The following is a 23890-nucleotide window of genomic DNA, read 5'->3' as shown; positions in this document are numbered from 1 at the left end:
CGGGAGCGTCAGGGGGCGAAGCGGTAGCCCATGCCCGGTTCGGTGATGAGGTGGGCCGGGCGCGCCGGGTCCCGTTCGAGTTTCCCGCGCAGCTGAGCCATGTACTGGCGCAGGTAGTGGGTCTCCTTGACGTGCGTGCTCCCCCACACCTCGGCGAGCAGGTGACTGCGCGGGATGAGCTTGCCCGGGTTGCGGAGCAGAACTTCCAGCATGCGCCATTCGGTGGGAGTGAGCCGCACGCCCCCCGAGACGATCTTGCCGGTCAGGTCCACGGTATGGTCGCCGATCCGTACCCGCGCCGGCTCGGCCTCGTGGACGGCGGTGCGCCGGGAGACGGCGCGGATGCGGGCCAGGAGTTCCTCGATGCTGAACGGCTTGGTCACGTAGTCGTCGGCGCCCGCGTCCAGGGCGTCGACCTTGTCCTGGTTCCCGGCCCGGCCGGACAGGACGACGATCGGGATCCGGGTCCAGCCGCGCAACCCCTGGATGACGTCGACGCCGTCGAGGTCGGGCAGGCCGAGGTCGAGGACGACCAGGTCGGGATGCCATCGGGCGGCATCGCGCAGCGCGGACGCGCCGTCGGGCGCGACGGCGACCTCGTAGTGGCGGACCGCCAGGTTGATGCGGAGCGCGCGCAGGAGCTGCGGTTCGTCGTCGACGACGAGGATCTTGGTCATGGCGTCACCGGCCGGAAGTGGATGGGCAGACTGACGATCATGGTGAGGCCTCCTCCTGGCGTCTCTTCGGGGACGAGCGTGCCGCCCATGGCCTCGGTCAGCCCTCGCGACAGCGCGAGCCCGAGCCCGACGCCGGCGCCGTTGTCGCGGTCACCGAGCCGCTGGAACGGCAGGAAGACCCGGTCGTGGGCCTCGCGCGAAATGCCGGGCCCACGGTCGATGACGCGGATCTCGACGTGGTCGTCATGCCAGCTCGCGGTGATGAGGACCTTCTGCTCGGGCGGGCCGTAGCGCACGGCGTTGCTCATCAGGTTGACCAGCACCCGCTCCAGCAGGGCGGGGTCGGCCAGGACCTCGGGCAGGTCGAGGGAGATGTCGCCCTCGACACGGTCGCGCAGCGGCCCGAGGTCGTCGATGGCATGGGGGACGACCTCGTCCAGGGCGATGGGCTGCGAGGACAGACCGAGCACGCCGGCCTGCAGGCGGCTCATGTCGAGCAGGTTCTCCACCAGCCGGTCCAGGCGGGCGAGCGACTCGTCGGCGGTGGCCAGGAGTTCGTCGCGGTCCCGCGGGGTCCAGTCGATCTCGTGGCTGCGCAGGCTCTCCACGGCGGCCTTGGCGGCCGACAGGGGGCTGCGCAGGTCGTGGCTGACGGCGGCGAGCAGCGCGGTGCGCATCCGGTCGGCCTCGGCCAGCGGCCTGGCCCGCTCGGCCTCCTGCTGGAGGCGCTCCTGGCGCAGTGCGACGGCCGCTTCGGCCGCGAACGCCTCCAGCACGCGCCGGTCGCTGGCGTCCAGCAGCCGGCCGCGCGCGACGAGCACCAGCTTGTCGTCGATCGTGACGTCGGTGTCGGCCGCGGCGGGGCTGGTGCACGGTGCCGTGCCGGAGGTGGCGACGATCCGCCAGGCGGCGGGCTCGGCCTGGTCGTCCGGGGTGGGCTCGGCGAGGCGTTCGAGCAGCGTGACCGAGTCCAGGGCGAAGGTCTCGCGCAGGCGGCCGAGGAGCGAGGACAGCGCGGCGTCGCCGCGCAGGACGTGCCCGGCCAGCGTGGAGAGCACCTGAGCGTCGGCGCGGGCGCGGGCCGCCTCCCTGGTACGGCGGGCGGCCAGGTCGACGATCGCACTGACGGCGGCCGCGACCAGGACGAACACCACCAGGGCGAAGAAACTCTCCGGTTCGTGGATCGTCCAGGTGTGCAGGGGCGGCGTGAAGAACCAGTTGAGCAGCAGGACCCCGCCGACGGCCGTGACCAACGCGGGCCAGGTCCCGCCGACGAGGGCGACGGCGATCACCAGGCTCAGGAACAGCAGGATCTCGCTGGGCAGCGCGATCATGTCCCGGAACGGGATCAGCGCTGCGGTCAGCAGCGGGAGGCCCGCCGCCGCCACCGCCCACCCGAACAGCCGGCGTTTCCTGGTCAGCGCCGCCCGGGAGCGTTCGAGGCGGCGGCGGCCCTTCTTGGCCGCCTCGTGGGTGACCAGGTGGACGTCGATGGAACCGGAGCGCGCGGTGGTCTCCACGCCCACGCCCCGCGATAGCAGCTGGGCGAAGCGGCCCCTGCGGGAGGCGCCCAGCACCAGCTGGGTGGCGTTGACGCCCTGGGCGAAGTCGAGCAGGGCGCGCGGGATGTCGTCGCCGACCACCTGGTGGTAGGTGCCGCCCAGGCTCTCGGTCAGGGCGCGCTGGCGGGCCAGGCTCGCCGGATCGGCTCCGGCCAGCCCGTCGGCGCTGGTCACGTGCACCGCCAGCAGGACGGCTCCCTTGGTACGGGCGGCGATGCGGGCGGCCCGGCGTACCAGCGTGTCGCCCTCGGGGCCGCCGGTCAGGGCGACCACGATGCGTTCGCGCGCCTCCCAGGTGCCTTCGATGCCGTGGTCGGCGCGGTAGCGGTCGAGTTGCTCGTCCACCTTCCCCGCCACCCACAGCAGCGCCAGCTCGCGCAGCGCGGTCAGATTGCCGACGCGGAAGTAGTTGGCCATCGCCGCGCTGACCTTCTCGGGCGCGTAGACGTTGCCGTGCGCCATCCGCCGCCGCAGCGCGTCGGGCGACATGTCGACGAGCTCGATCTGGTCGGCCCGCCGCACCACCTCGTCGGGGACCGTCTCCCGCTGCGGGATGCCGGTGATCCGCTGGACGACGTCGTTGAGCGACTCCAGGTGCTGGATGTTCACGGTGGAGACGACGTCGATGCCGGCGTCGAGGATCTCGTCGATGTCCTGCCAGCGCTTGACGTTGCGCGAGCCGGGCACGTTGGTGTGGGCCAGCTCGTCGATCAGCGCGACCTTGGGCGCGCGTTCGATGACCGCGTCGACGTCCAGCTCGGTGAACGTCGCCCCCCGATAGACCAGCGTCTTGCGAGGGATGATCTCAAGGCCGTCGAGCAACTCCGCGGTGCGGGCGCGGCCGTGGGTCTCGACGAAGCCCACGACCACGTCCCGGCCGCGTTCCCGGCCGCGGCGGCCCTCGCCGAGCATGGCGTAGGTCTTGCCGACCCCGGGGGCCGCGCCCAGGTAGACCCGTAGCCGCCCTCTCATGTCACGCCTTGTCCAGGGCCAGATTGAGTTCGAGTACGCGCACCGCCGGCTCGCCCATGAAGCCGAGCGCCCGGCCGGTGGTGTGCTCCTGGATCAGCCGCTCGACCCTGGCCCGGTCGAGGCCGCGTTCCCCGGCCACGCGCGGCGCCTGCAGCTCGGCGTAGGCGACGGAGATGTGCGGGTCCAGGCCGGAGCCGCTCGCCGTGACGGCGTCGGCGGGCACCTGAACGGCGGTCACGTCCCCGCGCACGGGCACGGTCTGGCCCGCCGCGTAGTCCTCGCCCGGCTGGGCGCACTCCACCGTCCTGCCCTGGTAGGCGGCGATGAAGGGGGTGGCGGGGCAGGCCTGGTTGACGCTGACCGCGCGGTCGGGGAACACCTTGAGCACCGCGCCGACCCCGTCCGGGGTGCAGTACGGCCGGGCGCCGCTGACGCCCTCCAGCTCGCCGACCGCCGTGGACCGGGCGCAGACCTGGGTGAGCAGCGACTGCCGGCCCTCATCCGGGTTGCCCTCCTCGTCCTTGGCTCCCGGCACCGGCAGGACGTCCACGACGTCCTCAGGGCCGAGGTTGCTCGCGCTGGTCGAGGTGGGGTCGTAGCCGTCGCCGGCGGCCGACGGACGCGACTGGAAGTACCCGCGTACGGGGGCGCCGCCGGCGTCGGTGAAGGACTGGCCGATGAGCGCGCTGCCCACCGCCCTGCCATCCTGGTGGATGATCGAGCCGTTGGCGTTGCCGTTGAACAGCGCCTGGGCGACACCGGTGATGATCAGTGGGTAGATGACGCCGATGACCACCGTGAGCACGAGCAGCGCGCGCAGCGCGGCGACATGCAGGCGGATCCAGCTTGGCATGCGGTCCATTTACGACATCCCCGGAAGGAACTGGATGATGAGATCGATGATTTTGATGCCGAGGAACGGGGCGATGATCCCGCCCAGGCCGTAGACGTACAGGTTGCGCGACAGCAGCTTGGCCGCGTTGGACGGCCGGTAGCGCACGCCGCGCAGGGCCAGCGGGATCAGCGCGACGATGACCAGGGCGTTGAAGATGACCGCCGCCAGGATCGCCGACTGGGGGCTGGTCAGACGCATGATGTTCAGCGTGTCCAGGCCCGGGTAGACGGCCGCGAACATGGCCGGGATGATCGCGAAATACTTGGCGATGTCGTTCGCGATGGAGAACGTCGTCAGCGCGCCCCGGGTGATGAGCAGCTGCTTGCCGATCTCGACGATCTCGATCAGCTTGGTCGGGTCGGAGTCCAGGTCGACCATGTTCCCGGCCTCCTTGGCGGCGCTGGTGCCGGTGTTCATGGCCACCCCGACGTCCGCCTGGGCCAGGGCGGGGGCGTCGTTGGTGCCGTCGCCGGTCATCGCGACCAGCCGGCCGCCCGCCTGCTCCTTCTTGATCAGCGAGAGCTTGTCCTCGGGGGTGGCCTCGGCCAGAAAGTCGTCCACCCCGGCCTCGTCGGCGATGGCCCTGGCGGTCAGCGGGTTGTCGCCAGTGATCATGACGGTACGGATGCCCATCCGGCGCATCGCGGCGAAGCGCTCGCGGATGCCCTGCTTGACGACGTCCTTGAGGTGGATGACGCCGAGCACTCTGCCCTTCTCGGCGACGACCAGGGGGGTGCCGCCGGAGCCGGAGATGCCGTCCACGAGCTGACCGACGCCACTGCCCGGATGGCCGCCGTGGTCACGTACCCATTTCAGCACCGCCGTCGCCGCACCCTTACGCACCTCACGACCGGCGCCATCCGGCGCGTTCTCCGGCATCAGGTTCACCCCGGACATGCGGGTCTGGGCGGTGAACGGCACCCATTCCGCGTGCGTCAGCTCGCCCGGCCGCCGCTCGCGCAGGCCGTAATGCCGCTTGGCGAACACCACGATCGAGCGGCCCTCGGGCGTCTCGTCGGCCAGGCTGGCCAGCTGGGCGGCCTCGGCGAGCTCCCGCTCGGTGACGCCGGCCACGGGCACGAACGCCGCCGCCTGCCGGTTGCCCAGCGTGATGGTGCCGGTCTTGTCCAGCAGCAGCGTGGACACGTCCCCGGCCGCCTCGACCGCGCGGCCGGACAAGGCCAGGACGTTGCGCTGGACGAGACGGTCCATGCCGGCGATGCCGATGGCCGACAGCAGCGCGCCGATCGTGGTCGGGATCAGGCAGACGATCAGCGAGACCAGGACGAGTCCGGTGACGCCGTCGGAGGTGAGCGCGACCGAGTCGGCCACGCCGGGATTGATGGACTTGGTGTAGATGGCCAGCGGCTGCATGGTGGCGGTGGCGACCAGGAAGATGATCGTCAGCGCGGCCAGCAGGATGTTGAGCGCGATCTCGTTCGGCGTCTTCTGCCGGTCCGCGCCCTCCACCAGGGCGATCATCCGGTCGACGAAGCTCTCGCCGGGCTTCTGGGTGATCTGGACGACGATCCGGTCGGACAGCACCTTCGTGCCGCCGGTCACCGCCGAGCGGTCGCCGCCGGACTCGCGGATCACCGGCGCGGACTCACCGGTGATCACCGACTCGTCCACTGAGGCGATGCCCTCCACCACGTCGCCGTCGCCGGGGATGGTCTCCCCCGCCTCGACGACGACGAAGTCGCCCTGCCTGAGCTCGGACGCGCCGACCACGTCCGCCTCGGCGGAGGTCCGGCTCCTGAGGCGGCGCGCGGTGGTGTCGTGCTTGGCCGCGCGCAGTGCGGCGGCCTGGGCCTTGCCCCGGCCTTCGGCGACGGCCTCGGCCAGGTTGGCGAAGACGACGGTCAGCCACAGCCACACGACGGTGGCCCAGGCGAACCACGAGGGGTCGCCGATCGCCAGCACGGTGGTGAACACCGCGCCGATCTCGACGATGAACATGACCGGGTTGCGCCACATGGTCGCCGGGTTGAGCTTCCGCAGCGCGTCCGGTAGTGACCGGATCAGCTGCTTGGGGTCGAGCAGGCCGCCGCCGACCTTGCCGTTCTTCGGGGCCGGTGCCTGGCTCGGCGTCTCGAGCACGTGCGTTGACATGTCTAGGAAAGTCCTTCCGCAAGCGGTCCGAGCGCCAGCGCCGGGAGGAAGGTGAGGGCGACCAGGATGATCGTCACGCCGACGACCATGCCGACGAACTGCGGCCGGTGGGTGGGCAGCGTGCCCGCGCCCACCGGCACGGGCGCCTGCTTGGCCAGCGCCCCGGCCAGCGCCAGGACGAGCACGATCGGCACGAACCGGCCGAAGGCCATGCACAGGCCGAGCGTGGTGTTGTAGAAGGCGGTGTTCACGCTGACGCCGGCGAAGGCGGAGCCGTTGTTGTTGGACGCGCTGGTGTAGGCGTACAGGATCTCCGACAGTCCGTGCGGGCCGCCGTTGAGCATCGCCGCGCGGCCCGCCTCGGTGGCCATCGCCACCGCCGTGCCCACCAGCACCAGCGCCGGCGTGACCAGGAAGTACAGCGAGGCGAGCTTGATCTCGCGGGCGCCGATCCTCTTGCCCAGGTAGTCGGGCGTGCGGCCGACCATCAGGCCCGCCACGAACACCGTGATCACGGCCAGGATCAGGATGCCGTACAGGCCCGCGCCGACGCCGCCGGGCGCCACCTCGCCGAGCAGCATGTTGAAGATCAGCATGCCGCCGCCGATGGCCGTGTAGGAGTCATGGGCGGAGTCGACCGCGCCCGTGGAGGTCAGGGTGGTGGCGGAGGCGAACAGGGCGGAGTTCGAGGTGCCGAAGCGGGCCTCTCGGCCCTCCATCGCCGCTCCGACGGCCTGCGGTACGGTGCCGCCCGCGCTCAACTCGGCCCAGCCGGTCACGCCGATGCTGAGGATCGCGATGATCGCCATCACGCTCACGATGGCGTAGCCCTGGCGGTCGTCGCCCACCATGCGGCCGAACGTGCGCGGCAGGCAGGAGGCGATCACCGTCATCAGGAGGATGGTCAGCCAGTTGGTCCACGCGGTGGGGTTCTCGAACGGGTGGGCGGAGTTGACGTTGAAGAAGCCGCCGCCGTTGGTGCCCAGGTCCTTGATGGCCTCCTGACTGGCCACCGCGCCCGGCGTGAACGTCTGCTCGCCGCCGGTCAGCGTCGTCCAGGTGCCGTGTCCGGCGAACGTCTGGATGGCGCCGCCCGCCACCAGCAGCACAGCCGCGACGAACGCGATCGGCAGCAGGATGCGCAGCGTGCCGCGGACCAGATCGACCCAGAAGTTGCCGAGCGTGTCGCTCTTCGTGCGGGCGAACCCGCGCACCAGGGCCATGGCCACCGCCATGCCGACCGCGGCGGAGACGAAGTTCTGCACGGCCAGGCCCGCGGTCTGCACCACGTGGCCCATGGTCGCCTCGCCCGCGTACGCCTGCCAGTTGGTGTTGGTGACGAAGCTGACGGCGGTGTTCCAGGCCAGCGGGGGCTCGACGGGCCGCATGTCCAGGGACAGGAACAGGTGGCTCTGCAGCCGCTGCAGGCCGTACAGGAACAGGATCGACAGCACCGAGAAGGCCAGCACGCCGCGCGCGTAGACGCTCCAGCGCTGCTCGGTGTCCGGTCGTACGCCGAGCAGCCGGAAGATGACCCGCTCGACGCGGGAGTGCCTGGTGCCGGTGTAGACGCGGTACATGTAGTCGCCCAGCGGCCGGTAGCACAGGGCCAGGGCCGACAGCAGGGAGCCGATGAACACGATCCCCGCCAGCGCCGGGGTCATCAGAACCGCTCCGGGAACAGCAGCGCCGCGACCATGAAGACCACCAGGCCGGCGACCACGACCAAACCGGCGGCGTTGACGGCGCTCACAGTCGCTCCACCGCCTTCACGCCCAACTCCAGGATCACGAAGACCGTGATCGTCAGTGCGACGAAGATGACGTCTGCCATCCCACTCCTCAACTCCTTTGCCGGGGTTCGAGTCACCCTCCCCGGGCGCCTGTGAGCTCAGCAAATCCCGGAATTTGAGTGGTTTGACGGTTCTTGACGGGTTCCATACGGCTATCGCCTGAATATTGACGGCATCCCTACGCTTCGCCGGAAAACGGCCGCGCGGGTCTACACGCCGGTCCGTGGACCGGTATGACCGGCGACAAGATCGACGGTACGGTGAGCCCGGCCGGAGCCGAGCCGGTGCCGTGGCCGTTCGCGTCGTGACCACCTCAGGAGGAGCAGATGGGAAAACTGATCCCCGCCGCGCTCGCGCTGGCGCTGCTGGCGTCCGCGAACGCCGGCCCCGCCCTGGCCGCCGCGCCCGGGCTCGTGCGGGTGGACCAGGTCGGTTACTGGCCGGGCGAGAGCAAGCACGCCTATCTGATGACGCGCGGCGGGGCCGGGCGCTTCACCGTGGTCGACCGGCGCGGCCGGGTGGTGCTCACCGGGCGGGCGGGCCGCGACCGGGGCGCGTGGAACGGCCGCTACCCGCACGTCTACGACCTCGACCTGACCCGGCTGCGCACCCCCGGCCGCTACCGGGTCAAGGCCGGCGGAGCGACGTCGGCCGAGTTCGGGATCGCGCCGGCCCAGAATCCGGCGGCCAAGGTGCTGGGCTTCCTCGGCCTGCAGCGCGACGGCGCCGACGCGCCGCGCGAGCCGAGCCACCGCAACGACCGGGCCGCCTCCGTCTACGACTGGCCCACGTTCACCGGCCCGGAGACCGACGAGATCAAGGGCAGGCTGACGAAGATCGGCGGGCCGGTCGACGTCGAGGGCGGCTGGTTCGACGCGGGCGACTACCTCAAGTTCACCCACATCCAGGCGTACGTGGACACGCTGCTGTGGGCCGCGCAGCGGGACGGGAAGGTCACCGGCTCCGCCCTGCGGAAGGAAGCCGACCATGGACTGAAATATCTGGACAAGATGTGGGATGAGGAGTCGAAGACCCTCTACATCCAGGTCGGCATCGGCGCCGGCGACGCCAAGGGCACCTTCGTCGGCGACCACGACATCTGGCGCCTGCCCGAGGCCGACGACAACGACCGGGCCAAGACGCACCGGTTCATCCGCCACCGCCCGGTCTTCCGTGCCGCCGCCCCCGGCAAGCAGGTCAGCCCGAACCTGGCCGGCCGCACGGCCGCCGCCTTCGCCCTGGCCGCCCAGCTCGAACCGTCTGTCGAGCGCGCCACCCGGCTGCTCGACCAGGCCGCCTCCCTGTACGCGATGGCCAGGACCACCGGCGTGGACCGGCTGGTGACCTCCCTGCCGCACGCCTTCTACCCCGAGAGCGTCTGGCGGGACGACATGCAACTAGGCGGCGCCGAGCTGGCCCTGGCCGCGCAGCGCCTGCGCGACCCGCGGGCCGGGCGCTGGCTGGCGGAGGCGGCCCGCTGGGCGCGCGGCTACCTGGACGAGGAGCCGGGCGACACGCTCAACCTGTACGACGTGAGCGCGCTGGCCCACGCCGACCTCGTCAAGGCCATGCGCGCGGCCGGGACCACCGGGACCGCCGGGACCGCCCGGCTCGCCGTCTCCGAGGCCGAGCTGATCGCCGGGCTCAAGGCCCAGCTCGACCTCGGGGCTCGCCGCGCCGCCGCGGACCCGTTCCGCGCCGGGGCGCGCTATGACGAGTTCGACGCCGTACCGCACGCGTTCGGCCTGGCCGCCACCGCGCGCCTGTACCGGTCGGTGACCGGCGACGGCGCCTACGACGCCTTCGGCACCCAGCAGCGCAACTGGGCGCTGGGCGCGAACCCGTGGGGCGTGTCCTTCATCGCCGGGGTGGGCCGGCGCTCGATCGCCTGCCCGCACCACCAGATCGCCAGCATCACCGGCAAGCCCGCCACGGGCGCCGTCGTCAACGGGCCCAACGACGCGAAACTCTTCAAGGACGGCCTGGGCGAGCACGTCGAGGAGATGCCCGCCTGCCCGGCGGGCGGCGTGGACCGCTACGAGCGCTTCACCGGACACGGCAGCCGCTTCGCCGACGACGTGCGCTCCTGGCAGGCTTCCGAACCGGCCGACGACTTCGCGGCGATCGCCCTGTACGCCCTCACCCTGACATCGAGCTGAACCCCCGCGCCGGTCGAAGGCCAAGGCTGAGAAGGTCCGCAGCGCCACCTGCCCGGCGGGCCGCATCGTCAGAGGTCAGGTCGGTCCAGGACCGGGCGGCGGCCAGGGGGTCACGCGACCGAGCTGGGCAGGGACCGGTTTGCCCAGGTACCTCCCGATATAGAGCCCCGCCTCGGCCACGGCGGACAGGGTGATGCCGGTGCCGACGCCCATCCGGTCCAGCAGGTAGACGAGGTCCTCGGTGGCGATGTTGCCCGTCGCCTCGGGGGCGAAGGGGCAGCCGCCGATGCCTCCGGCGCTGGCGTCCAGGGCGGCCGCCCCGGCCTCCAGAGCGGCCACGGCGTTGGCGTACCCGGTGCTGCGGGTGTTGTGGAAGTGGAAGCGCAGCGGCGCGGCGGTCACCGCACGCACGGCGGTGACCAGCCGGCGCACGTCGGCCGGGGTGCCCACGCCGATCGTGTCGGCCAGCGCCACCTCCTGCGCCCCCGGGCAGCGCGCCACCAGCTCGGCGACGTGGCCAGGGTCCACCTCGCCCTCGAACGGGCAGCCGAACGACGCCCCCACGGTCAGCGTCACGCCGAGCCCGGCGGCGCGGGCCCGCTCGGCGATGCCGCCGAAGCCGTCGACGACCCGGTCCACCGACATGCCCTGGTTGCGCCGGGAGAAGGTCTCGGTCGCCACGACGACGACGTTGACCTCGTCGACGCCGGTCTCCAGCGCCCGGTCCAGGCCGCGTTCGTTCAGCACCAGCCCGGCGTAGCGCAGGCCGGGCACGCGCGGGGCGCGGGCCATGACCTGCTCGGCGTCGGCCATCTGCGGGACCCGCCCGGGATGGACGAAGCTGACCGCCTCGATGCGGCGCACGCCCGCGGCGACGAGTGCCTCCAGGTAGGCGACCTTGGCCTCGGTCGGCACCTGCTCGGGCTCGTTCTGCAGGCCGTCGCGGGGACCGACCTCGATGACTTGTATCTCCACGTTGTATGCAATCTCTTGTCTTATGGCGTCCTGTGCGACAAGATGCTGCCACTTGAGCGAGGAGTTGTATACATGGCGGCCATTGATGACCTCAGAAGCCTCATCCTGGGCGGGCACTACGCTCCGGGTGACCGCCTGGGAGAGGTCGAGCTGGCCGAGACGCTGAACGTCAGCCGCACCCCCGTCCGGGAGGCGCTGCGCCGCCTGGAGGCGGAAGGGCTCGTCGAGGTCACCACGAACAAGGGCGCCCGGGTGGTCGAGTACCCCCGCGTCGACCTGGAGACGATCTTCGAGCTGCGCGCCCGGGTCGAAGGACTGGCCGCCCGCCAGGCGGCCACGACCGCCGCGCAGGACGACGTCGACCGCCTGCACGCGGTGGCGGTCGAGCTGCGCGAGCACGCCGCGCGCGGCGACCTCGACGCCGTCTACCGGCTCAACTCCGAGTTCCACCAGAGCCTGGTCCGGCTCGGCGGCAGCACCCTGCTGGTCCAGTCGATCAGCATGCTGATCCACTCCCCCGTCCTGCTGCGCACATATAGCTCCTTCGACGAGGAGGCCATGGCGCGCAGCGTCAACCACCACCTCGAGATCACGGCGGCCATCCGCGCCGGCGATCCCGACTGGGCCGAGGCGGTCATGACGGCCCACCTGTTCTCGGCCCGCGCGTCCTTGCTGGGCCCACGCAACCAGGAGAAGAAGTGATGAGGGGACTCCCGCTCGGTGACATCCGGGTCGTGGAACTGGGGCAGTTGCTCGCCGGACCGTTCTGCGGCCAGCTGCTCGGCGACTTCGGCGCCGAGGTGATCAAGGTCGAGGACCCGGGCAAGGGCGACCCCATGCGCCAGTGGGGCCGGGAGAAGCCGCACGGCAAGTCCCTGTGGTGGCCGGTCGTGGCCCGCAACAAGAAGTCCGTGACCTGCGACCTGCGCACCGGCGCGGGCCAGGACCTCGTGCGCCGGCTGGTCGAGCGGGCCGACGTGCTGCTGGAGAACTTCCGGCCCGGCACCCTCGAACGCTGGGGCATGTCACCGGAGCGACTGCACGAGATCAATCCCCGGCTGGTGATCACCCGGGTGACCGGCTTCGGCCAGACCGGCCCGTACGCGCCGCGCGCCGGCTACGGATCGATCGGCGAGGCGATGGGCGGCATCCGCTACGTGACCGGCGACCCCGGCCTGCCGCCCTCGCGCGCCGGCGTCTCCCTGGGCGACTCGCTGGCCGCCACCTACGCCTGCATCGGCACCCTCGTCGCCCTGCACGAGCGCGAGAACAGCGGCCAGGGCCAGGTGGTCGACTCGGCGATCTACGAGTCGGTGCTGGCCATGATGGAGTCGCTGGTGCCGGAGTGGCAGCAGGCCGGCTACCAGCGCGAACGCACCGGGCCCGTGCTGCCGAACGTCGCGCCCAGCAACGTCTATCCCACCAAGGACGGCGACAGCATCCTCATCGCCGCCAACCAGGACAGCGTGTTCAGCCGCCTGGCGGCCGCCATGGGCCGGCCGGAGCTGGCCGCGGACGAGCGCTACGCCACCCACGGCGCCCGCGGCGCGAACATGAGCGAGCTCGACGACCTGATCGGCAGATGGACGGCGCGGCTGCCCGCCCAGGAGCTGCTCGACCTGCTGCACGCGGGCGGCGTGCCGGCCGGGCGGATCTACCGCGCGGCGGACATGTTCGACGACCCGCACTTCGCCGCCCGCGAGGCCATCGTCCGGGTCCAGCACCCCGACTTCGGCGAGCTGGCCATGCAGAACGTCGCGCCGAAACTGTCGGCCTCCCCCGGCGCGGTCCGGGCCGCGGGACCGGCCCTGGGCGCGCACAACCAGGAGATCTACCACGAACTACTCGGCCTCACCCCCGAGGAGCTGGATCGGCTCACGGCCGACGGAATCATCTAGCGACAAGGAGCGTCGCCATGCGTTACCGCCTCGGCGTGGACGTCGGAGGAACCTTCACCGACATCCTGCTCATCGACGAGCACTCCGGGCGCAGCTACCGCGCCAAGACCGCATCAACCCCCCAAGATCAGTCGATCGGCGTCCTCGCCGGTCTCGAGAAGGCATGCGCCGAGGCGGGCGTCGAGCCCGCCGAGATCGGCGAGATCCTGCACGGCACCACCGTCGCGACCAACGCCATCCTGGAGGGCAAGGGCGCCAGGGTCGGCCTGGTCACCACCGTGGGATTCCGGCAGGTGCTCCAGATCGCCCGCTCCTACGTGCCGGGCGGCCTGGCCGGCTGGATCATCTGGCCCAAGCCCGAACCACTCGCCGCCCTGGAGGACACGGTCGAGGCGATCGAGCGGATCGCCGCCGACGGCTCGATCGTCACCCCGCTCGACGAGGACGACCTCCGGCTCAAGCTCCGCCGCCTGCGTGGCGTCGAGGCACTCGCGGTCTGCCTCATCCACTCCTACGCCGACGACACGCACGAGCGGAGGGTGGCCGCGCTCGCCGCCGAGGAGCTGCCCGGCGTGCCGGTCTCGATCTCCTCGGCGGTGCTGCCCGAGATGCGGGAGTACGAGCGGACCATCACGACCGTGGCCAACGCCTACGTCCAGCCCCAGGTCGCCGGCTACGTCGCCAACCTGGCGGCGAAGACCGCCGGCAGCGGCGTGGACGGCCGGCTCTCCATCCTGCGCAGCGACGGCGGCCTGTCGTCGGTCGCGGGTGCCGCGGCCGGGCCGGTCAACCTGCTGCTGTCCGGCCCGGCCGGCGGCGTGACCGGCGCCACCTGGTTCGCCGAACAGGCCGGGTTCCACGACTTCCTGACCTTCGACATGGGCGGCACCTCCACCGACGTGGCGCTCGTGGAGAACCTGCGGCCCAGGATCGGCCGCGAGACGCGGGTCCGCGACCTGGTCGTCCGCTCCGCCTCGGTGGACGTACGGACGGTCGGCGCCGGAGGCGGGTCCATCGCGCACGTGCCCGCGCTGACCCGCGCCCTGCGGGTCGGGCCGCAGTCGGCCGGCGCCGTACCGGGCCCCGCCGCCTACGGCCGCGGTGGCGAGGAGCCGACCGTGACCGACGCCAACGTGGTGCTCGGCTACCTGCCGACCCGGCTGGCCGGCGGCGAGATCGAGCTCGACCGGGACCGGGCCCGCCAGGCGGTGGGCAAACTGGCCGAGGCCATGGGCCTGCCGTCGGTGGAGGCCGCGGCCCAGGGCATCGTGGACATCGTCAACGAGAACATGTTCGGCGCGCTCCGGCTCGTCTCCATCCAGCAGGGCTACGACCCGCGTGACTTCGCGCTCGTCGCCTTCGGCGGCGCCGGCCCGCTGCACGCCAACGCCCTCGGCAAGCTGACGGGCTCCTGGCCGGTCATCATCCCGCCCTCCCCCGGCGTGCTCTGCGCGTACGGCGACGCCACCACCAGCCTGCGGGACGAGGCCGCCCGCACCTACATCCGCCGCTTCTCCCAGCTGACCGACACCGAGCTCAAGGAACTTCTCACCGAGCTGGCCGAGGCCGCCACCCGCGACCTCGAATCCGACGTGGCCGAGATCGTCTACCAGGTGGACGTCCGCTACCACGGCCAGGGCTTCGAGATCCCGATCACCGTCGACCTCGACACCGGCCTGGAGGCGCTCGGCGAGCGGTTCGACGCCGAGCACGAACGGCTCTTCTCCTTCCTGCTCGGCAACGAGCACGAGCTCGTCAGCGCCCGGGCGATGGTCAGCGGCCCGCGCCCGAACGTCCAGCCGATCCAGCTGGAGCAGGCCACCGCCGACCCCGAGCCGGTCGGCAGCCACGACGTCTGGATCGACGGAGGCTGGACGAGCGCCGCCGAGTACGACCGGACGGCGCTGCGCGCGGGATCAGTGGTCACCGGCCCCGCGATCGTCGTCGAGATGGACTCCACCACGCTGATCCTGCCCGGGCACGCCGCCCGCGTGCACGAGAGCGGCTGCCTGCTGATTCGCCCCCTGGAGGCATGATGGCCCAGATCATCGAGACCGCGACGGCACCGCTCGCCCGCGTGCCCGTCGACCCCATCACTCTCGACATCGTCGAGAACGCGCTGCGCAACGCCCGCCACGAGATGGACGAGGTGCTCTTCCGCACGGCGCTGTCCCCCGGCATCCGCGAGCAGCACGACGAGTTCCCGCTGATCGGCGACCCGTCGGGGCGGATGGTCGTGGGCCAGTTCGGGCTGTCCATCCCGGCGCTGCTCGACCGGTTCGACGGGACCATCGAGGAGGGCGACGTCCTGCTCACCTCCGACCCCTACTCCTGCGACGGCGCCATCAGCCACGCCAACGACTGGCTGGTCGTGATGCCCATCTTCGTCGACGGCAGGGTCGTCGGCTGGTCGTCGATGTTCGGCCACATGTCCGACGTGGGCGGCAAGACCGCCTGCTCGATGCCGACCGACGCGCGCACCATCTACGAGGAGGGCGTCGTCATCCCGCCCTTCAAGCTCTACGCCAAGGGCGTGCTGAACGAGGACGCGCTGCGCGTCATCCTCAACCAGGTGCGCCAGCCCGACTGGAACCGCGCCGACCTCAACGGCATCGTGGCGGCGTGCCGCACCGCCTCGCGGCGCATCCAGGAACTGTGCGCCCGGTTCGGCGCCGAGACCTACACCTCCGCGCTGGAGGCGCTGCTGCGGCGCAACTACGACGCCATGAAGGTGCTGCTCGCCACCCTCTTCGAGGACGGCGAGACGCTCACCTTCACCGACTACATCTGCGACGACGGCCGCGGCCACGGCCCGTTCAAGCTGGTGCTGTCGCTCACCCGCACCGGTGACAAGGTGCTGCTCGACTTCACCGGCAGCGCCCCGCAGGCCGAGGGGCCGATCAACTACTACATCAACGAGAACCTCGCCCGGATGTTCTTCGGCATCTACCTGATCACCGTGGCCGACCCGCAGATCCTCTGGAACGACGGCTTCTACCCGCTGGTGGACGTGCGCATCCCCGACGGCAGCTTCTGGAAGCCGGCCTTCCCGGCCGCGCTCAACGGCCGCAACCACGGCATCGGCCGGCTGTTCGACCTGTTCGGCGGGCTGCTGGGGCAGAAGACGCCCGAGCTGCTCAACGCCGCCGGCTTCTCCTCCTCACCCCACTTCATGTACGCGGGCGACGGGTTCCAGCTCTACTCCATCGGCTTCGGCGGCATCCCCGGCAGGCCGATCGGCGACGGGCCCGACGGGCACTCGCTGTGGCCGTCGTTCACCAACATCCCGTGCGAGTTCCTGGAGTCGTACTATCCGCTGCGGATCGAGCGCTGGGAGACCGTCGCCGACACCGGCGGCGCGGGTCTGCATCGCGGCGGCAACGGCGTGGACGTCGCCTACCGCTTCCTCAAGCCGGGCACGATCGCCATCCACGACGACCGCTGGCTCACCTACCCGTGGGGCGTCAACGGCGGCGAGCCAGGAGCGCGCGGGCGCAAGTGGATCGAGCGGGCCTCGGGTGAGGTCGAGATCCTGCCGAGCAAGGTCCACGACGTCGAGGTACGGCCGGACGACGTGCTGCACTTCGTCACCTGGGGCGGCGGCGGGTGGGGCGACCCGCTGGCCCGCGATCCCGGTCTGGTCGGCCTGGAGGTCAGGCGCGGGCTGGTGACCCCCGGCGGAGCACGCCGCTTCGGCGTGGTGTGCGCCGCCGACGGCACGATCGACGACGAGGCCACGGCCGGGCTGCGCGAGCGGCTGCGTACGGGCAGAGGCGAACTGCCGGTGTTCGACATGGGCCCGCCGCTGGCGGAGATCCTCGCCCGCTGCGAGGAGGAGACCGGCCTGCCGGCGCCCACGCCGCCGCCGGTCCGGGTGTGATCAGGCCCCATGAGGAGGTGTTCGGGCGTTCGCTGGAGTTCGGCGAGCGCCCGGCGCTGATCCTCATCGACCTGATGCGCGCCTACTTCGAGCCGGGCGCCGAGCTGTACCTCGGCTCGCGCGACTGCCTCGACGCGGCGGCCCGGGTGCTGGCCGCCGCCCGCACGGCCGGCGTGCCGGTCGTGCACACCCGGGTGGCGTACGGCCCCGGCGGGATCGACGGCGGCCTGTTCTTCCGCAAGGTCGCGCCGCTGCGGCGCCTGGTCGGCGACCACCCGCTCGGCGCGCTCATGCCCGAGGTCGCACCGGAGCCGGCCGAGCTGGTGATCGTCAAGCAGTACGCGAGCGCGTTCTTCGGCAGCCCGCTCGCCTCGGCGCTGACCGCGTCGCGGGTGGACACCCTGGTGATCGCCGGGGTGTCCACCAGCGGATGCGTGCGGGCGACCGCCGTGGACGCCATCCAGCACGGGTTCGTGCCGATCGTGGTGCGCCAGGCCGTGGGAGACCGCGCACCGGGCCCCCACGAAGCCGGCCTCTTCGACATCCAGGCGAAGTACGGCGAGGTCTGGGAGGAGGCCGACGTGATCGCCAGACTCTGACGGTGGCGCCACCGCACCGTGAGACCACGCGCCGTGAGACCCACGCGCCGTGCGTCAGCTCGCCGGGAGCCCGGCTGTGCCCGTGGTCTCAGCTGCCGGGGCCGGTGGGCTGGATCGGGGCGCCGTCGCCGTTCTCGGGCAGGTCGCCGCGCTCGACCCGGCTCGGCGCGGGAGCGGGCGTTCCGTCGCCGACGACCGGCCGGGCACCCTCCGCCGCCTGCTTCAGCACGGCCCGGTCCACCTGCCCGTCCGGACAGATCAGCCGCACGTAGTGGTCGGCGCGCACCGCGACGTACTCCTGCCGCCCTTCGTGCTCGGTGTACCAGCCGTCGCCGTCCCGCTCGCACGTGCCGGCACAGGTGTACGGCCCCCGATCGACCCGCATCTCCACCTGCCTGCCGTCGGACGCGGTGTAGAAGGCGCCGAACCCTTCCTCGTTGACCGCACCCACCGACTGCTCGGCCAGCTCGTACCCGGGCAGATCCACGACGTACATCAGGTCGGGCGCCACGCCCTGCCGGGTGGCCTGGTCGATCACGGCCTGGCTCAGCGCTGAGCCGGAACCGCAGGCGGACAGCACGACCAGCGCCAGCAGCGCGAGCGAGAGACGTAACGACACCCTCCCAGTGTGGCGCGCGCAGACGTCGTTCAGGTCACGCGCGACCCCGGCTCCGAACACGCCCGTCCTGAGCGTCCCGCGTGCCACCCCGGCACGCCGATCGGCCGGGGGCGTTTGTGCGATCCCCCCAACTTCAGCGGCGAAACACGCTTAGCCCCCGCCATTCCGGTCACCACGGGCACCCGAGAGGATGGATTCGGACGGTCATGTTCTCCGAGTTCGAAGGGCCCGCTCAGTGTTCAGTCGTGTCGCCATCGTCAACCGTGGTGAAGCCGCCATGCGGCTCATCCATGCCGTTCGGGATCTAGCCGCGGAGACGGGGACACGGATCGAGACCGTCGCCCTCTATACGGACTCCGACCGTACGGCCACCTTCGTGCGCGAGGCGGACATCGCCTACGACCTGGGGCCCGCCGCGAAGCGGCCCTACCTGGACCACCACGTGCTCAGGCGAGCCCTGGTGGAGACCGGCGCGGACGCGGCCTGGGTCGGCTGGGGGTTCGTGGCGGAGGATCCGGCGTTCGCCGAGTTGTGCGCCGAGATCGGCGTGACGTTCGTCGGCCCGAGCGCCGAGGCGATGCGCAAGCTGGGCGACAAGATCGGCTCGAAGCTGATCGCCGAAGAGGTCGGCGTGCCCGTCGCGCCGTGGAGCCGCGGCCCGGTGGACACGCTGGCGGCGGCCAAGGTGGCGGCGGACCGGATCGGCTACCCGTTGATGCTGAAGGCGACGGCGGGCGGCGGTGGCCGCGGCATCCGGATGGTCGCCGACGCCGCCGAGCTGACCCAGGCGTACGAGCTGACGCGGCAGGAGGCCGCGCGCGCGTTCGGCAGCGGCGTGGTGTTCCTGGAGCGCCTGGTGACGGGCGCCCGGCACGTCGAGGTGCAGGTGATCGCGGACGGGCAGGGCACCGCGTGGGCGCTGGGCGTGCGCGACTGCTCCGTGCAGCGGCGCAACCAGAAGATCATCGAGGAGTCCGCCTCCCCCGTTCTCGCCGCCGATCAGGTCGCCGAGCTCAAGGCGGCGGCCGAGCGGCTCGTGCTGGCGGTGGACTACCAGGGCGCGGGCACCGTCGAGTTCCTCTACCACCCCGGTGAGCGGCTGTTCGCGTTCCTGGAGGTGAACACGCGCCTGCAGGTCGAGCACCCGATCACCGAGATCACCACCGGAGTCGACCTGGTGAAGGCCCAGTTGCACGTCGCGGCGGGCGGCAAGCTCGAAGGCGAGGCGCCCGAGGAGTGGGGGCACGCCGTCGAGGCGCGGCTCAACGGCGAGGACCCCGACCGCGACTTCGCCCCCTCCCCCGGCCGGATCGCCCGCCTGGCGCTGCCCAGCGGCCCCGGCATCCGGGTGGACACCGGGTTCAGCGAGGGGGACACGATCCCCGCCGACTTCGACTCGATGATCGCGAAGATCATCGCGCACGGCCGGGACCGCACGGAGGCGCTGGCCCGCCTGCGCCGGGCGATGACGCAGACGACCGTCATCATCGAGGGCGGCGTGACGAACAAGGGCTTCGTCCGCATGCTGCTGGACGAGCCCGCGGTGATCGACGGGTCCGCCGACACCGGCTGGATCGACCGCGTCCGCGCCCAGGGCGCCCTGGTGTCGCACCAGCACTCCGCGATCGCGCTGATCGCCGCCGCCGTCGAGGCGTACGAGGACGAGGAGGCCGTGACGCGGCAGCGTTTCCTGGCCACCGCGCACGGCGGCCGGCCGCAGTCGCAGCACGAGAGCGGCCGCGCGCTGGAGCTGAAGCTCCGCGACGTCGGCTACCGCGTCCAGGTCGCCCGCACCGGCGGCCACCGGTTCCGCGTCGGCCTGTCGGCGGGCGGTCCCGAGCACGTGGTCGACGTCGACATCGAGCGCTTCGACGAGCACACCGGCCAGATCATCGTGAACGGCGTCCGCTTCAAGGTCGTCACGAGCACGCACGGCCCGATCCACCTGGTCGAGGTCGACGGCGTCACGCACCGGATCAGCCGCGACGAGGGCGGCATCGTCCGCTCGCCCGTGCCCGCGCTCGTGGTGGCCACCCCGCTGCAGGCGGGCGACGAGGTCGAGGCCGGGGCGCCGCTGCTCGTGGTCGAGAGCATGAAGATGGAGACGGTGCTGCGCGCGCCGTTCCGCGGCCGGGTGCGGGAGCTCGCCGTGTCGGTCGGCAGCCAGGTGGAGGCGGGTGCCCGCCTGCTGCGCCTGGAGCCGCTGGGCGACGACGACGAGGCGGCCGGTCCCGCGGCCGCGACCAAGGAGGTCGAGCTGGACCTGCCGGCCGAGCCGGCGAACGTGCCCGCGGCCGAGCGGGCCGCGCGTGGCCTGCAGGACCTGCGCAGCCTCCTGCTGGGCTTCGACATCGACGCGCAGGACGAGCGGCGCCTGCTCACCACCTACCTGGCCGCGCGCGCCGAGCTCGTCGCGCGGGGCGGGCACGAGCTGGCCGGCGAGGTCGAGCTGCTGCGCCTGTTCGCCGACCTGGGCGAGCTGAGCCGCAACCGCCCCGCGGGCGAGGACTCCAAGTCCGACTCCGCGGTGCACAGCCCTCGCGAGTACTTCCACACCTACCTGCAGTTCCTCGACCCGGACCGGGCCGGGCTGTCGAAGACCTTCCAGCAGCGGCTCACGCAGGTGCTGTCCCATTACGGCGTCGACGGCCTGGACCGCACGCCGGAGCTGGAGGACGCGGTCTTCCGGATCTTCCTGGCCCAGCGGCGCGCGTCCGCCGACGTCGCCGTGGTGACGACCCTGCTGCGCCAGTGGGTGGCGGAGGGCCCGCCCACCGAGGCGGAGCGCGTCACCGTCGGCCTGGCGCTGGAGCACCTGGTCGCCGCCACCCAGGTCCGGTTCCCGGCCGTCGCGGACCTGGCGCGCGGCGTGGTGTTCGCCTGGTTCGCCCAGCCGGTGCTGCGCCGCACCCGCGCCAAGGTCTACACGGCCGTACGCAAGCACCTGCGCCACCTCGACCAGCACCCCGACGCGCCCGACCGGGCCGAGCGGATCTCCGCGATGGTCGCCAGCCCCGAGCCGCTCGTCCGGCTGGTCGGCCAGCGGATCGGCCGCGAAGGCGTGGACCCGCTGCCGCTGCTGGAGGTGCTGAGCCGCCGCTACTACGGCAACCGCGCGCTGCGCGACATCCGGGCGAGCAGGATGGTCGGCTGCACGTTCGTCGTCGCCGACCACCGCACCGCGACCGGTGACGGCCGGATCGTGACCACCGCGGTCGACTTCCAGGCGCTGCCCGACGCGGTCAAGGCGGTCGACGAGTTCGCCCGGGACGGCGAGCTGGTGGCCGACGTCTACCTGTCCTGGCCGGACGGGCCGAGCGACCCCGACGAGATGGCCACCCGCCTGCGCGAGGTGCTGGTGGCCCAGCAGCCGTCGAACCGGGTCAGCCGCATCACCACGACCGTCGCGGGCAACAGCGGCGCCGTGATGCACCACCACTTCACCTTCCGGCCGGCCCCGGACGGCTTCGCGGAGGAGCGGCTGCTGCGCGGGCTGCACCCGCGCATCGCCGAGCGGATGCAGCTGGAGCGGCTGCGCGCCTTCGACCTCACCCGGCTGCCCTCGCCCGACGAGGAGGTCTACCTCTTCCGGGCGGTGGCCCGGCAGAACCCGTCCGACGAGCGGCTCGTCGCCCTGGGGCAGGTCCGCGACCTGACCCCGCTGCGCGACGACGACGGCAGGCTGGTCGCGCTGCCCGCCGCCGAGGACACCCTGACCACCTGCCTGGACGCCATCCGCCGGGCCAGGAAGCCCGGCGCGAAGACGTCCGCCACGAACCGGATCGTCATCTACGTGTGGCCGCCGACCGACTTCTCGCCGGAGGACCTGAACGCGGTGGCCAAGCGCGTGCTGCCGGCCACGGCGGGCGCGGGCCTGGAGGAGGTGCTGTTCCTCGGCCGGCGCCGCGACAGCGCCACCGGCGAGCTCGTCGACATCGCCGTCCGGATCGGCTACGACGTCGGCTCCGGCGTGCAGCTGTCCGTCGTGCCGCCGCCGACCGAGCCCATCGAGCCGCTGGACGACTACCGCCAGGAAGTGCTGCGCGCGCACAGCCGGGGCACCCACTACCCGTACGAGCTGACCGGCATGCTCGCCGGGCCGTTCGGCTCGTTCACCGAGTACGACCTGGACGAGCAGGCGAAGCTGGTGCCGGTGAACCGCCCCAAGGGGCGCAACACCGCCGCGCTCGTCGCGGGGGTGGTGAGCACGCCCACGCCGCGCCACCCGGAGGGCATGACCCGCGTCGTGCTGCTGGGCGACCCGACAAAGGCGCTCGGCGCGGTGTCCGAGCCCGAGTGCGCGCGGGTGATCGCCGCGCTCGACCTGGCCGAGCGGATGCGGGTGCCGCTGGAGTGGTTCGCGCTGTCCGCGGGCGCCCGGATCTCGATGTCGTCCGGCACCGAGAACATGGACTGGGTGGCCGCCGCGCTGAAGCGGATCGTGACCTTCACCCAGGACGGCGGCGAGATCAACGTCGTGGTCGCGGGCATCAACGTCGGCGCCCAGCCCTACTGGAACGCCGAGGCCACGATGCTCATGCACACCAAGGGCATCCTGGTGATGACGCCGGACTCGGCGATGGTGCTGACCGGCAAGCAGTCGCTCGACTTCTCCGGCGGCGTGTCCGCCGAGGACAACCACGGCATCGGCGGCTACGACCGGATCATGGGCCCGAACGGCCAGGCCCAATACTGGGCGCCGGACATCCGGGGCGCGATGGACGTCCTGATGTCGCACTACGAGCACAGCTACGTCGCGCCGGGCGAGAGCGGGCCGCGCAAGACGGTCACCAGCGACCCGGTGGACCGCGACGTGTCGACGTTCCCGCACGCCGCGCCGGACAGCGACTTCACCACAGTGGGCGAGATCTTCTCCGTCGAGTCCAACCCGGACCGCAAGAAGCCGTTCGACATCCGTACGGTCATGCGCGCGCTGTCCGATCAGGACCACCCGGTGCTGGAGCGGTGGGCGGGCATGGCGGACGCGGACACCGCCGCGGTCCAGGACGTCCACCTCGGCGGTCAGCCGGTGTGCCTGCTGGGCATCGAGTCCCGGTCGGTGCCGCGGCGCGGCTTCCCGCCCACCGACGGCCCGGACACCTACACCGCGGGCACCTTGTTCCCGCAGTCGTCCAGGAAGGCCGCCCGGGCCATCAACGCCGCCAGCGGCAACCGCCCGCTGGTCGTGCTGGCCAACCTGTCGGGCTTCGACGGGTCGCCCGAGTCGATGCGCAAGCTGCAGCTGGAGTACGGCGCGGAGATCGGCCGCGCGGTGGTGAACTTCAAGGGCCCGATCGTGTTCTGCGTGATCTCGCGCTACCACGGCGGCGCCTTCGTGGTGTTCTCCAAGGCGCTCAACCCGAACCTGACCGTGCTCGCGGTCGAGGGCTCGTTCGCCTCGGTGCTCGGCGGCGCTCCGGCCGCCGCGGTGGTCTTCGCGCGTGACGTCGACAAGCGGACCGGCAACGACCCGCGCGTGCGGGCGCTCGCCGCCCGCGCCGCGGAGGCGCCGGCCGCCACGCGCGCCGCGCTGGCCGCCGAACTCGCCGAGCTGCGGTCGTCCGTACGGGCGGAGAAGCTCACCGAGGTGGCCACCGAGTTCGACCAGGTGCACAGCATCCAGCGAGCGGTCGACGTCGGCTCGGTGGACGCGATCATCAGCGGCGCCGAGCTGCGGCCGCGGATCATCGAGGCGATCGAGAAGGGCCTCGCCCGGCGGTCCTGACCCGCTCCGGCGATCGGACGCCCGC

General features: G+C 72.1%; 15 protein-coding genes. 7 read left to right on the top strand and 8 right to left on the bottom strand.

All coding sequences use genetic code 11. From position 1 onward, the window contains the following. Nucleotides 1–8: 8 nt before the first annotated feature. From IEY87_RS17390 to kdpF, 6 genes are read right to left on the bottom strand one after another with little or no spacing between them, the layout of a single operon-like run. Nucleotides 9–677: a response regulator gene (locus tag IEY87_RS17390; protein WP_189139702.1), complete on the bottom strand. Its 669-nt coding sequence runs from the start codon at nt 675–677 to the stop codon at nt 9–11. Then, nucleotides 674–3211, bottom strand: coding sequence for a DUF4118 domain-containing protein (locus IEY87_RS17385; RefSeq protein ID WP_189139701.1), 2538 nt, complete (start codon nt 3209–3211; stop codon nt 674–676). The genes IEY87_RS17390 and IEY87_RS17385 overlap by 4 nt, the downstream gene beginning before the upstream one ends. Nucleotide 3212: 1 nt before the next feature. Continuing rightward, nucleotides 3213–4073, bottom strand: a complete 861-nt coding sequence (locus IEY87_RS17380) for a potassium-transporting ATPase subunit C (protein WP_189139700.1) — start codon at nt 4071–4073, stop codon at nt 3213–3215. After that, nucleotides 4074–6218 carry a potassium-transporting ATPase subunit KdpB gene (gene kdpB, locus IEY87_RS17375; RefSeq protein WP_189139699.1) on the bottom strand — a complete coding sequence of 715 codons (2145 nt, stop codon included), beginning with the start codon at nt 6216–6218 and terminating at the stop codon, nt 4074–4076. It abuts the gene before it with no gap. Between the two features lie 2 nt (nt 6219–6220). Further along, a complete protein-coding gene (kdpA, locus tag IEY87_RS17370; RefSeq protein ID WP_189139698.1) occupies nt 6221–7882 on the bottom strand; it encodes a potassium-transporting ATPase subunit KdpA in 1662 nt (553 codons plus the stop codon). Next, complete coding sequence (gene kdpF / locus IEY87_RS17365; RefSeq protein ID WP_113705100.1) at nt 7882–7971, bottom strand: K(+)-transporting ATPase subunit F; 90 nt, start codon at nt 7969–7971, stop codon at nt 7882–7884. Before kdpF ends, kdpA begins: the two co-directional genes overlap by 1 nt. Nucleotides 7972–8336: 365 nt before the next feature. On the opposite strand from kdpF, the gene IEY87_RS17360 reads away from it, so the two are divergent. Continuing rightward, nucleotides 8337–10169 (top strand): glycoside hydrolase family 9 protein, encoded by a 1833-nt coding sequence (locus tag IEY87_RS17360; RefSeq protein ID WP_189139697.1) that lies wholly within the window; start codon nt 8337–8339, stop codon nt 10167–10169. A gap of 75 nt (nt 10170–10244) precedes the next feature. Here IEY87_RS17360 and IEY87_RS17355 read toward each other — a convergent pair whose 3' ends face one another. After that, on the bottom strand, nt 10245–11144 hold the full coding sequence (locus tag IEY87_RS17355; RefSeq protein ID WP_189139696.1) for a hydroxymethylglutaryl-CoA lyase: 900 nt from the start codon (nt 11142–11144) through the stop codon (nt 10245–10247). Nucleotides 11145–11216: 72 nt separating this feature from the next. Here IEY87_RS17355 and IEY87_RS17350 point away from each other — a divergent pair, with 72 nt between their 5' ends. The 5 genes from IEY87_RS17350 to IEY87_RS17330 are packed head-to-tail and all read left to right on the top strand — an operon-like array spanning nt 11217 to nt 17521. Continuing rightward, nucleotides 11217–11846, top strand: coding sequence for a GntR family transcriptional regulator (locus IEY87_RS17350; RefSeq protein WP_189139695.1), 630 nt, complete (start codon nt 11217–11219; stop codon nt 11844–11846). After that, a complete protein-coding gene (locus IEY87_RS17345; RefSeq protein ID WP_189139885.1) occupies nt 11846–13042 on the top strand; it encodes a CaiB/BaiF CoA transferase family protein in 1197 nt (398 codons plus the stop codon). Before IEY87_RS17350 ends, IEY87_RS17345 begins: the two co-directional genes overlap by 1 nt. Before the next feature lie 17 nt (nt 13043–13059). Beyond that, nucleotides 13060–15078: a hydantoinase/oxoprolinase family protein gene (locus tag IEY87_RS17340; protein WP_189139694.1), complete on the top strand. Its 2019-nt coding sequence runs from the start codon at nt 13060–13062 to the stop codon at nt 15076–15078. Continuing rightward, nucleotides 15075–16922, top strand: coding sequence for a hydantoinase B/oxoprolinase family protein (locus IEY87_RS17335; RefSeq protein WP_225277043.1), 1848 nt, complete (start codon nt 15075–15077; stop codon nt 16920–16922). Before IEY87_RS17340 ends, IEY87_RS17335 begins: the two co-directional genes overlap by 4 nt. Next, on the top strand, nt 16919–17521 hold the full coding sequence (locus tag IEY87_RS17330; RefSeq protein ID WP_189139693.1) for an isochorismatase family protein: 603 nt from the start codon (nt 16919–16921) through the stop codon (nt 17519–17521). The genes IEY87_RS17335 and IEY87_RS17330 overlap by 4 nt, the downstream gene beginning before the upstream one ends. Before the next feature lie 88 nt (nt 17522–17609). Here IEY87_RS17330 and IEY87_RS17325 read toward each other — a convergent pair whose 3' ends face one another. Next, on the bottom strand, nt 17610–18140 hold the full coding sequence (locus tag IEY87_RS17325; protein WP_189139692.1) for a hypothetical protein: 531 nt from the start codon (nt 18138–18140) through the stop codon (nt 17610–17612). Between the two features lie 235 nt (nt 18141–18375). Here IEY87_RS17325 and IEY87_RS17320 point away from each other — a divergent pair, with 235 nt between their 5' ends. Then, nucleotides 18376–23865: an ATP-binding protein gene (locus IEY87_RS17320; protein WP_189139691.1), complete on the top strand. Its 5490-nt coding sequence runs from the start codon at nt 18376–18378 to the stop codon at nt 23863–23865. Nucleotides 23866–23890: the final 25 nt, after the last annotated feature.

The sequence above is a fragment of the Nonomuraea glycinis genome (assembly GCF_014646515.1).
Taxonomy (GTDB): domain Bacteria; phylum Actinomycetota; class Actinomycetes; order Streptosporangiales; family Streptosporangiaceae; genus Nonomuraea; species Nonomuraea glycinis.
The sequence above is the reverse complement of the archived record's forward strand: the minus strand, read 5'-3'. Positions and strand labels throughout refer to the sequence as shown.